This is a genomic window from uncultured Halovibrio sp. (assembly GCF_913056445.1).
GTDB classification, from domain to species: domain Bacteria; phylum Pseudomonadota; class Gammaproteobacteria; order Pseudomonadales; family Oleiphilaceae; genus Halospina; species Halospina utahensis_B.
Genome location: NZ_CAJXMA010000093.1, coordinates 1 through 11,007, shown reverse-complemented (window position 1 = coordinate 11,007; position 11,007 = coordinate 1). Strand labels below are relative to the sequence as shown.

The window sequence follows — 11,007 nt, the reverse complement described above, 5'->3', positions numbered from 1 at the left end:
CCCCTGACTGGCCGCCGCCAACGACGGTCACGCACTGACCCGCCACATCGGGCTGTCTCAGTGTCAGCTCCATGTTGTGGAAGCAGTCATCGCCTCGCCATGGTCGGCAGGATTCCGGGATGGCCGGGATTTTTCCGGTCCCCAGGCACAGGTTACGGGCCCGGATCGGTTCCGCGTCTTCCTGGAAGTGAACATGGAAAAGATCCCCGTCGAAATCGACGTGCCGGATGTTGTGGCCGAAATGCAGGTTGTCGAGCCCTTCCGCCACCCAGGCCATGTAGTCCGCGAATTCAGCACGGCTCACCGCGGGCAGGTCGGCATTCATGAAGGTATAGAATCGACCGTTCTGGACGAGGTAGTTCAGGAAGCTGTTCGGGCTCCAGGGCGCCACCCCGGTGACCAGGTCCTTGAGGTAGGAAGTCTGCAGGCGGACGCCCGGCAGCATCATCCCCGGATGCCAGTTGAACTGGGGCTTGCGGTCGAAAAAGGCCGTGCGCAGCTGCGGGACTTCCCGCAGCAGGGCGGCGATACTCAGGTTGAACGGGCCGATGCCCAGTCCGGCGAGATCCAGTGGCTTGTTCATGGCGTCTCTCCTGTCAGCAGGGGATTGCTCAGCGGCACACCCAGGTCGGCATTGGGGCGTTCGGCATGGTCCTCGTACCCGAGCCGGAACCGCACCCGGTTGACGCAGACCCGCTCCAGGGTCGGGCGCAGCAGCGGGAACAGCTGGAAGCGCTCGTCCAGTTCCGGGTGGCGTTGCTGGTAGTCACGGAGGCGCTCGGCCAGCAGGCTGTAGAAGCGGGTCTCCGGGAATCCCATGTCATCCTCCAGCAGTGGTGAGATGAACCGCAGGGTGGTGACGAAATGGCCGGTGATGAGGTCATGTACCAGGTACTCCGGGGGCAGGCGCGTCAGCCCTTCCAGAAGATGCGCCGGCATGCCCGCCTTTTCCGGCATCGGCTGGTCCACGCAACGCAGGTCGCCGTGGAAATCCTTGAGGGCCAGGCGTTGGGGAATGGCGTCCTTCAGGATCAGGCCCAGATTCTGGCCGTGGGCGACGAGTCCGATGCCGTAGGCACACAGCAGGTGGTAGAGCGGTACCGTCACCCGGTCGAACAGGTGCGTCAGCCAGACTTCGGGGCTCAGTCCCGAGCGCCGGATCAGGGCCGCGATCAGGGAACGGTCCCGGCCATCGCACTGCATCAGGGTGGCCATCAGCATGGATTGTTCGCCCAGGCCGGTCCTGCCCGTGAGGTTCTCGCGCCAGACCGCTCCCAGCATTTCGTGGTAGCGGTAGGGCGCACCCTCGATCTGCGCCTGCCGGGGGTGGGGGATATGGCTGCCGGCCAGTTCCCTCTGCACCTCCAGGCCGGCACGCGCGAACTCGGGATCCTCCCGACTCCGTTCCCACAGCCACTGGGAGAGTTCCGGCCCCAGGGCGATGGGGCCCGCGGGTATGCCCCGATAGGCGGAGGTGTTCAGCACGGTGAGCGCGAGCTTGAGGTCGCAGTTACCGGGGACGCTGGTGTTGGTCAGGGTCCGTAACGACTGCTGCGGCTGGAACCAGTGGCCATGCACACCCAGATCCCGGATGAGCCCGCGGGCCAGCGCCTCGCCGTATTGGGCCTGCAGGCGGTGGTCCCACTGCCAGGGATGAACAGGGAGCAGGGGCCAGTGCCCGGCCGCGCCGGAGCCCCTGACCAGTGCCGCGTGTTCCCCGTGTTCAAGGCACTGCTCCAGCGGCGGGGTGCCCACATGGGTGCCGCCCAGCGAGGGCGCTACGGCCAGCCATCGCAACTGGAAGCGGTTGCCCGCCTCCGGACTGTAGGCCTCAAGGTCCGCCTGGCTCCATCCCATACGCCCCCGGTTGGCCAGCAGCTTGGGGTGACCGTCCAGGAGCCCTTCCAGCTCGGTGGCGGGAAGGTCCAGCATCTGCTCGGCCGTGAGGCCGGCCAGCCGTTCCTGCTGGCGTCGGTCCCCGGCCAGGGTGTTCTGGAGTTCCTCCAGGAAATTGGCGAGCACGATGTCGGTCATGCCCAGGGCGTGCTGGGCATCGATCACCAGCTGGGTCGCATCCGTTGCGCGGCGGCCGTCCCGGGTAAGGCTTTCCGGCACCACCCGCAACCACCCCCAGCAGCTGTAGCGGGCTCGGAAGCCGTAGTCATGCCCCCGCAGGGCCAGTCGATAGCGCCCATTGCCGGCGGGTTCCGGCGAGAGGCACCCCTCGTAACTGGTTTCACCGATGATCTTGGCCATCAGCCTCTGGTTGATCCGGTTCCAGAGCGTTTCTGCTTCCATTGCGGGTCCCCTGCTAGAGTCGTGTGTTGCGGAAGAACTCATCCCGTTCCGTGGCCACCAGGGCCGCGCGCTTGTGGGGAAAGTCGAATTCGTAGCGCTTGTTCCAGGTGACGTGCCGGAGTTGCCGGAACAGCGCTTCGTTGGCGACATCCGGTTCGCCATAGAGCGCCGTGGTTCGGGGGTCGCTCAGGAAGAGGTAATGGCTGAGGGTGTTGAGCCAGATCGGGGCCTGGCCCCTGCCGCAGTAGCGGTCCTCGCCAACCAGCATGTGCAGCCCCTGGTCAAAGGCGCCGGCCTCGCAGTAGGGGCCGAGACGGTCTTCCGGCACAAAATAGGTTTCGAAATACCCCACCGGGTCACCGTCGGCTTCCAGTATCAGCGGAAAGCTGTTGGCGGCGGCCCGGCGCTCCTCGAGCATGGCGTCCAGTCGCTCCCGGCTGAACGGGTATTCCCAGAAACGGGCCACCCGGGGCAGGTTCTGCCAGCGATGGAAGCGTTCGCCGTCGTCCTCAACCGTTGCCGGGCGCAGCTCAAGGACCCGGTCCAGGCCGGGGTGATAGCGCCGGTAGAGGGTGGTGTTGGGCAGCATGGGGCGCCGGGGGTGGACCACGTTGCCGGTCTGCTCGGGGACCTCCGGCATGATCGGCCACAGGGCCGGCGCCAGCCAGGCTTCCCGGATCTGGTAGAACGCGTTCCGCTCGATGCGGTGGGTACCGTCCTCGAGGACCTGCCAGGCCGGGTGCGCCAGTGAGCAGAGTTCCGCAATGCCGACGGTCACCGAGAGAGCGTCGAGCTCAAGACCGGCAAACAGCCGGTCGAGCAGGGGGTAGACGAGATTGGGCTCCGGTATGGGGCCCTCCCAGCCGGTGAGGGTCCGGTCCCGGCCCTCACCGCTCAGGGAGAGCTGCCAGCTCTGGTCCATGGTTGCCAGTTGCACCTGGTCACCGCTGGAGCTCAGGGTCAGGTGGATCCGTTGGATACGGTCAAACATGGCACTCGGCCTCCGTGTAGAGTGGGTTCGTCATTGGGTGGTAGATGGAGAAGACGTCGCTCAGCGTGGTCTCGTTCAGCGCCCGGAGGGTGCACAGGAAGTTCCCCTTGGCGTGGAGTTCCCGGCTTTCGAGTAGGTAGCGGATGGCCCGGTCGTCGCGCGGTTGCTCGTCCAGTCGCGCCTGAAGCCACTCGCGCAGTGTCCGGATGAGAGCGGCCTCACTGGCGAGCCGCCCTGCCGCCAGTGAGGTGATGACATTGAAGGTGGCGTTGATGAACAGGTAATAGCAGAACAGCTGGATGCCGAGCTCGTCCGGCAGCAGGTTCTCGCTGTCATCAGCCAGGCTGCCCAGTTCATCGCCCAGGCGCTGTACCGCGAGGCTGGTGAAGGCGGTTCCCTGGCAGTCCCGGAAGAAGAGTTTTTCCGGCCAGACCCCGTCCAGCTTCAGGACCAGGTTCTGCTGGTGGGCGCCGAACAGGATCCCGAAATGGGACTGGGCTTCCAGCAGTGGGGCCACGGCCACGTCCAGGTAGCGGCGGAACCATTCCCGGGCCTGGCTGTCATCCAGGCCCACCTGGCCGAGCCGCTGCGCCAGGCGGGAGTCACCGCTGCGGGGGTCGTCCTGGAGCAGTGTGGCGAGCACCTCGGTGTTGTTGGCCGCGTCGCCGTGGAAGGGGTTGTCACGCCAGACCAACAGGGTTTCCGTCAGGGGCTGGCCTTCCGGTCCCCGGATGCCGGCGGTAATGGGTTCCCGCAGGATCTCGAAACGGGGCCTGCTCTGGAGCCATTCCCGCACCGGCCCGCTGTCCAGCACCCGGCAGAGTTCAGCGCCCCGCACCACTTCCTCGGGGTACAGATGGCGCAGGGAATTGGTGAGCCAGACGCTCAGTGAGAACTTCAGCATCCAGGGCGCCGAGTCACAGTAGATCGCCCGCAAGGAGGACGTGGCGTACCAGTGTGGCGCGCCCTCGCCTAGGTACCGGACGGCGCCGGATTCGAGCATGGGCGCCAGCCCGGGCGATGCCTGCCACTGCCGGTGCTGGAACGGATGGCAGGGGAGCAAACAGTGTCCCTCCGGGAGCTGGGCCCGCAGGTGATCGGCGTCCGGTTCGGTTTCCAGCAGGGCGTCAACCCCATCCACCGACTGGAAGCCCCCGGCCTCACGTCGGAACAGCTGGGCACGGTCCACGCTGTACCAGGCCAGGGGGAAGGGGGTGCCGTATTCCGGGGCGTAGCGCCGGGCGTCCCCGCTGTCCATGTTGCCCCTGTCCTTGGGGCAGGGGTGGATGGAGTGGCCACTGAACAGGGCCTGTTCGGCCTCGATGAACGTCAGCGGCTCCCGGAACAGGTGATCGAGCTGGGACTCCCGTTCCTGTTGGGCGGCGGCGAGATTCCCGCGGCTCGCATGAACCCGTTGCTGGAGCGCTTCAAGGGCGCGGCCGGACGCCTCGTGCAGGAGCGGTTCGAGGCCCAGGCACCATGCCACGGCCTGTTCAAACGTGACCGGCTGTCGCTCCCCTTGGTCATCAATCTGCAGGGGCTCCGCAAGCAGGTGACGGCCGGTATAGGCCCTGAAGCGACAGGGAATGATCAGGGATGTATTGTTGGAGCCCTGTATCTCGAAATGGCCCTGGTCCGTGGTAGAGACGGACTCGTGGTAGCGCGCGATGGGCCATTCGCGGATCAGGGCGTTGAAGAACGCGTTCAGCGAGGGATTATGGCGCATCGGTAACCTCGGGTGTGGTTGTGGCGATGGCGCTCAAGCTATTCGCGAATAGTAATCATTGTCAAATAACATTTCTGATTTTTAAGGTGAGAATGCAGATTGATCTGACAACACTCTCAATCCTTTTTGCCATTGGGTTCGGGGGCTGGTACTGGTGGCGGGCCCTGGGTACCAAGGAGCTGGCCCTGCAGTCGGCCCGGCGGGCCTGTGAGCGTGCGGACGTGGATCTGCTGGATCAGAGCGTGTGCCTGAGCGGCCTTGGCCTGCAGAGGGATCAGCAGGGGCGGTTGCGATTACGCCGGACTTTCAGCTTTGATTTTACAGCCACCGGCGAGGGCCGCTATCGGGGACGGATCGTACTGCTGGGCGAGCGCACCGAGTCGGTGGAATTCGAGCCGCACCGGTTTTGAAAGCTCGCCAGGGCAGCGTGCCCTGCCCCTCCTTTCGCGTCCGGCGCGCGAGGTGTATCAGGCTCCCCTTGGAGGGAGATCCAGCAGATAGTGCTCACCGCTGATGGCCTCTTCCAGCCGGTCCGCCAGTATCTCCAGGATGCCGGCGTGTTCGCCGGCCAGGTGCGTGATGCGGGTTGCCAGTCCGCTGTTGCGGGCTTCGGCATCGGCGCAGATGGTAGCCACATCGCCATCCTCGCCAGCATGTTTCCCGGGTGAGAGAAACAGCATCGAGACGATTACAGGCCCATCGTTGAAACCGGGCTGGTCCAACAGGTTTTCCAGCAACGGTTCATTGAACCGGTACTCGTCGCCCTCCCGTCGTTCCATCGAGGCGGGTGTCACACTGCGTACGCGGTCCTCGAGAAGCGTCGCCAGCTGGCCGGCAACAACGTTACGCACGGCGGTTACTTCCGGGATCGGGCTGCCGTGGTCTGCCAGAACAACGGCTGGTTTTGAGCCGGTGGGCAGCTGCTGGATCTGTTCTTCCACTCCGTCACGCAGAATGCGCGCGAGTCGCAGATCTGTTGGTGCCTGCAGATCGACGAGAGGCGAGGCAACCCTTACCCGTACTTCCGGATGAATCTCCTGCATCTCGCCCAACCGCTCCGGCAGGTAACCGCTGAGTGCCCGGCTCGGCCCGAAGAAGAACGGCAGAATCACCATGTCTTTCACCCCCTCCTCAGCTCGCCATGTCGCAGCCGGGCCAAGCGTTGAGGCGGGTATGCCATCCAGTTTTTCCGCCGGAACCTTATTGGAATGCAGGAGGGAACGGGCCTCTACTGGCATGCCGGTGCGTTCGCACAGCGCCGCCGCCACCCTTCGCAGGTTCAGGGTGGCGCCAGGGCGGAGCGAGCCGTTGTCGACCAGAAATACGTGAGTCATGGGGTGCCTTTCGTTTCGGGTGTCTACGGAAGAATACGGCATACCGTTCACCTGCGATGATGCCTGACGATGTTCGAATCGTCATGTTTCCTGTTTGAGAACTCTTTACATCCGTTTAGTTAACGATAATAATTCGCATTACTTTCTTGAAAGAAACTGAACACACCATTCCGGATCAGGAGACATCTGCAGTGACACACCGGAGTATGATCACCCGTAAGCGCCTGCTGCCGCTGGCCATTGCCACGACGGCCTCGCTGGCCCCCTTATCCATGACGGCGCACGCACAGTCAGAGACAGGGATGAAACTGGATCCTGTCGTGGTCTCGGCGACACGCAACGAGACCTCCGTCTCGGAGACGGCCCGGTCAGTAACCGTTGTCGACGAGGCGCAGATCGATGAGCAATCAAAGGTCAGTCGAAATCTTGGCGACATTCTCGCCCAAACGGTTCCCGGTCTTGGGCCCAGCACTGAAGGGGTTACCAATTACGGTCAGACCCTTCGCGGCCGTAAATTCCTGGTGCTCATCGATGGTATTCCCCAGTCGACCCCACTCCGGGATGCGTCGCGGGGTCTCAACAGTATCTCGGCTTCAGCTGTTGAACGTATCGAGGTAATCCGCGGTGGTACCGCCATCTATGGCTTTGGCGCCAAGGGCGGCGTAATCAATGTCATCACCAAGAAAGCCAGTGAGGAGAGTGTCTCAGGCTATTCTCAGGCGGGTGTTCGCTTCTCAACGGAGCATTTTGATGATTCGCTGGATTACGAGACGGAGCATCGGGTCAGTGGTACCGAGGGTGACTGGGATTACGTACTGTCCGGCTCGTTCGTTGAACGCGGTGGACGGTTTGACGCGGATGGTGACCGGATTCCCCCTGGGGGACCGGGCGGTACCCAGGGCGGCCTTTCGGATACCACGGAATACAACGTCCTCGCTAAGACCGGCCTTAATTTTGATGGCGGCAATCAGCGCATCGAGCTGATGGTCAACGAATTCAATAACGAGCAGGATTCGGATTACACCTTCGGCTTCGCGCAGGGTGATGGTAAAACACCGGCAGTGCCTCTGGATGCAGCGCCCGATAACGCCATACCTGGAATTGATCCAGAGCAGGTGTTTACGTCGGCAAGGGTCACCTACTCTCATCAGGATATTGCAGGAAGTTCCTTGAACGCGGATCTCTATTATGGGGATTCGCGACAGTCGTTCCCAAAGTACTATGTTACTGGAGTGACCTACCCTCAGAGTGCGATTGAGTCGGAAAAGGTTGGGGTCAGGACATCCGTAAATACGCCGCTGGATGCGCTTGCAGAGGGGGCTAGCCTGACATGGGGTGTGGACTACCTATCCGATCAGACCGAGTCACGGTTCTATGACCAGGCAGGTGAAATTCCAGCGACCTCTCCCGCTATGGATCAGGATGCCTATGCTGGTTATGCACAGCTGGAAGTGCCTATTGCTGAGTCTGCAATGATTCGGGCAGGTTTGCGCCATGAAGATATCACTGTGGATGCCGGGACAGTTCCGGCAAACCAGAGTAGTCTTCCAAGCCTGCAAGGGCACAGGGTGGAATCCGGGACACTGGATTATTCCGAAACGTTGTTCAATCTCGGCGCAGTCTATTTCGTGAGTGACTCCGTGGATCTATTTGCCAGCTACTCGGAGGGTTTCTCCATAGCGGACGTTGGCCGAGTAATTGGTAATGCAGGTCCTTATCGTCTCGCGTCGAGCGATCCCATCTTTACGTATCAGGCGGAAAGTTTTGAGTCTGAAGCTGAGAAGGTCGAAACCTACGAAATTGGTAGCCGCTACACAGGGGAGCAACTCTTTGTTTCCGCAGCGGTTTTCTACAGCGCCTCCAACGGCGGAACAACTTTTGATAGCAACCTGAACATCCAAAAAAACGATGAGGATCTCTGGGGCATTGAAAGCGCGTTGGACTACAGTGTGACTCCGGCAACCACTCTCGGAAGCACTCTGACCTGGGCCGAAGGCATCAGGGACACTGAGGATGGCGGCCGTCGACGTTTGCCGGGTACTCGGATAGCGCCGCTTAAGATCACTGGCTATGTCGAAGACCAGACTCTGAGCTGGTGGCAAAATCGGCTGCAGTTTTCTCACATCGGGAGCCGGGATCAGTTTGAGGGCTCGACTGCTTTCGGTGAAGGGGAAGTCGAGCGTTATACCATAGTGGACTACGTTGCTCGGTTTAACGTCGGCCCAGGGGAAGCGACCTTGTCCGTCAGGAACCTGTTGAACGAGGATTACTACCCCGCGATCAGCCAGTCCTATTACCAGATAGGCTCTGCTAATAGCGTCACCAGCCGGGTGAAGGGGCAGGGCAGAACAATGGGGGTTGGTTACTCTGTCAACTGGTAGTGTTCCGCTCGGCGTGCCGCTATCCTGACCGCTTTCCACCAAACGGGGAAAGAGGGCCATGGATGAAGCGATCCGCGCCGAAGGCCTGGTCAAGCAGTTCGGTGCCACCCGGGCGCTCGATGGGATCGACCTGAGCGTGCCGCGTGGCACCGTTCTTGGTTTGCTGGGCCCCAACGGCGCCGGTAAGACCACGGTGGTCCGGATTCTGGCGACCCTGCTTGCGCCGGATGCCGGGCAGGCCTGGGTGGATGGATGCGATGTGGCTTCGGAGGCCGCTGCGGTCCGAAGCCGCATAGGCCTGACCGGTCAGTACGCCTCCGTGGATGAAAAGCTCACCGGCCGCGAGAACCTGATCCTGATTGCCCGCCTGCTGGGCTTCTCCCGGCGGGATGCCCGGGCAAGGGCAGGCGAGCTTCTGGTGGAGTTCGGCCTGGAAGACGCGGCCCATCGGCCCGTCCAGACCTATTCCGGTGGTATGCGCCGGCGCCTGGACCTGGCCGCCAGCCTGGTGGGCCGACCCCGTATTCTGTTCCTGGACGAGCCCACAACCGGGCTCGACCCGCGCGCCCGCCTGGATCTCTGGAACCTGATCCGCCAGCTCGTGGCCCAGGGCACCACGGTGCTGCTCACGACCCAGTACCTGGAGGAAGCGGATAGCCTGGCGGATGAGATCGTGGTGATCGATCAGGGGCGTGTCATTGCCAGTGGCACCTCGGATCAGCTCAAGGCGCGCATCGGTGGACAGACCCTGGTGCTGGCGCCGGAGCACGAGTCGGACATGGCGACCGCGCTGTCGATCGTGACGGAGATCGTGGGGCGCGAGCCCGAGGTGGATGGGGCCCGGCTGCGGGTTCCGGTCAGTGACCCGGCACTGGTACCGGCCGTGGTCCGGCGCCTGGACGAGTCCGGCATCGTGGCCCGGGAGCTGACGCTGCGTGGTGCGAGCCTGGATGATGTCTTCCTGACACTGACCGGTCGCCACGCCAGCGTCGAGACGCCGGCCGGAGATGCGGAGGCAGCCCCATGAGCAGCCTCCAGCAGACCCTGACCCTCGCCTGGCGCTCCCTGCTTCAGCTGCGGCGCAATCCCTGGGAACTGATGGACTTCAGCATCCAGCCGATCCTGTTCCTGCTGCTGTTTCTGTATGTCTTCGGCGGTGCGGTCGCGGGCTCCACGGCAGCCTACCTGGACTTCATCCTGCCCGGCGTGATCGTGATGAACCTGGTGTTCGTGACCGTTTACGTCGGCCACGGGCTCAACACGGACCTGACCCGGGGCGTGTTCGACCGTTTCCGGGCCCTGCCCATTGCGCGCTGGTCGCCGCTGGCCGGGCGCATCCTGGCGGACATGGTCAAGCAGGCCTGGTGTGTCCTGCTGTTGCTGGTGGTGGGCTTCCTGCTCGGATTCCGGCTGGGGGCTCCGGTGAGTGGCGTGCTGGTAATGCTGGCCCTGCTGCTGGTGTTCGCTTTCGCCATGTCCTGGATTATGGTGCTGGTCGGCGTGATGGCGCGGGATCCGGAGCACGTGCAGTTGTTCGGGTTTACGGCGCTGTTTCCCGTAACCTTTCTCAGCAACGTCTTCGTGCCATTGGAGACGCTGCCACCGTTCATCCGGGCAGTGGTGTCGGCCAACCCGGTCTCCCTGTTGGCGGAGGCGTCCCGTGGGCTGCTCAGTGGCGGGCCGGTACTGGAACCGGCGCTGTGGTCCCTGGTGTGGGCCGGCGTGATTACACTGGTTTTCGCGCCCCTGTCGCTCTGGGCGCTGAACCGGCGGCTGGCGCGCAGCTAGAAGTGTCTAAAGCAGTTCCGTCAGGTCGTTCACGATCCAGTCCGGGCCGTAATCCGCGACCGGCGTCCCCTGGCTGTAGCCGTAGGTAACCGCCACGCTCGGGATACCGAGATTGCGTGCCCCGAGGATGTCCGAACCGGAATCCCCGATCATCCAGGCGCTGTCCGTTGGAGCGCCGAGCCGGTCGAGCGCCAGCTGCAGGTGGGCCGGGTCGGGTTTGCGGATGACGGTGCCGTTGTCACCGAGCAGGCTGTCGCCGCTGACAGTGGCCCCGAAGTAACGGGCGATGCCGAGCCGTTCCAGCAGCGGCTCCGTGAATTCGGCGGGCTTGTTGGTGACGATGGCCAGACGGCAATCCCGCGCCCGGGCTGCTTCCAGAAAGCACATGACGCCGGGGTAGAGCTCGCTGTGATGGCCGTTGCAGGCGTGATAGGCCCGGTAGAACAGGGACTCGGCATGCTCCAGGAATTCCGGGGTCTCGGGACTTGC

Annotated in this window: 10 protein-coding genes; 4 read left to right on the top strand and 6 right to left on the bottom strand. The window is 63.2% G+C overall.

The window, feature by feature from the left end; genetic code table 11:
- From QZ501_RS13420 to QZ501_RS13405, 4 genes are all read right to left on the bottom strand, one after another.
- Positions 1–583, bottom strand: a 583-nt coding sequence (locus QZ501_RS13420; protein WP_295720196.1) for a SidA/IucD/PvdA family monooxygenase, incomplete at its 3' end; no start/stop codon positions are given.
- Positions 580–2,298: an IucA/IucC family protein gene (locus QZ501_RS13415; protein WP_295720195.1), complete on the bottom strand. Its 1,719-nt coding sequence runs from the start codon at positions 2,296–2,298 to the stop codon at positions 580–582. The genes QZ501_RS13420 and QZ501_RS13415, both read right to left, overlap by 4 nt.
- Before the next feature lie 13 nt (positions 2,299–2,311).
- On the bottom strand, positions 2,312–3,289 hold the full coding sequence (locus tag QZ501_RS13410) for a GNAT family N-acetyltransferase (RefSeq protein ID WP_295720192.1): 978 nt from the start codon (positions 3,287–3,289) through the stop codon (positions 2,312–2,314).
- Positions 3,282–5,015 (bottom strand): IucA/IucC family protein, encoded by a 1,734-nt coding sequence (locus QZ501_RS13405; protein WP_295720189.1) that lies wholly within the window; start codon positions 5,013–5,015, stop codon positions 3,282–3,284. Before QZ501_RS13405 ends, QZ501_RS13410 begins: the two co-directional genes overlap by 8 nt.
- Before the next feature lie 92 nt (positions 5,016–5,107).
- Here QZ501_RS13405 and QZ501_RS13400 point away from each other — a divergent pair, with 92 nt between their 5' ends.
- Complete coding sequence (locus tag QZ501_RS13400) at positions 5,108–5,425, top strand: DUF3301 domain-containing protein (protein WP_295720187.1); 318 nt, start codon at positions 5,108–5,110, stop codon at positions 5,423–5,425.
- A 57-nt stretch (positions 5,426–5,482) separates the two neighbouring features.
- Here QZ501_RS13400 and QZ501_RS13395 read toward each other — a convergent pair whose 3' ends face one another.
- The gene (locus QZ501_RS13395) at positions 5,483–6,349 is read right to left on the bottom strand and encodes a cobalamin biosynthesis protein CbiX (RefSeq protein WP_295720185.1); all 867 of its coding nucleotides are present in this window, start codon (positions 6,347–6,349) and stop codon (positions 5,483–5,485) included.
- A gap of 206 nt (positions 6,350–6,555) precedes the next feature.
- Between QZ501_RS13395 and QZ501_RS13390 the strand changes: the two genes are divergently transcribed.
- From QZ501_RS13390 to QZ501_RS13380, 3 genes are read left to right on the top strand one after another with little or no spacing between them, the layout of a single operon-like run.
- On the top strand, positions 6,556–8,730 hold the full coding sequence (locus QZ501_RS13390) for a TonB-dependent receptor (RefSeq protein WP_295720182.1): 2,175 nt from the start codon (positions 6,556–6,558) through the stop codon (positions 8,728–8,730).
- Between the two features lie 58 nt (positions 8,731–8,788).
- Positions 8,789–9,757 carry an ATP-binding cassette domain-containing protein gene (locus QZ501_RS13385; protein WP_295720181.1) on the top strand — a complete coding sequence of 323 codons (969 nt, stop codon included), beginning with the start codon at positions 8,789–8,791 and terminating at the stop codon, positions 9,755–9,757.
- Complete coding sequence (locus QZ501_RS13380; protein WP_295720179.1) at positions 9,754–10,518, top strand: ABC transporter permease; 765 nt, start codon at positions 9,754–9,756, stop codon at positions 10,516–10,518. The genes QZ501_RS13385 and QZ501_RS13380 overlap by 4 nt, the downstream gene beginning before the upstream one ends.
- Before the next feature lie 6 nt (positions 10,519–10,524).
- Here QZ501_RS13380 and QZ501_RS13375 read toward each other — a convergent pair.
- A partial coding sequence (locus QZ501_RS13375; RefSeq protein WP_295720177.1) for an HAD-IA family hydrolase occupies positions 10,525–11,007 on the bottom strand: 483 nt, incomplete at its 5' end.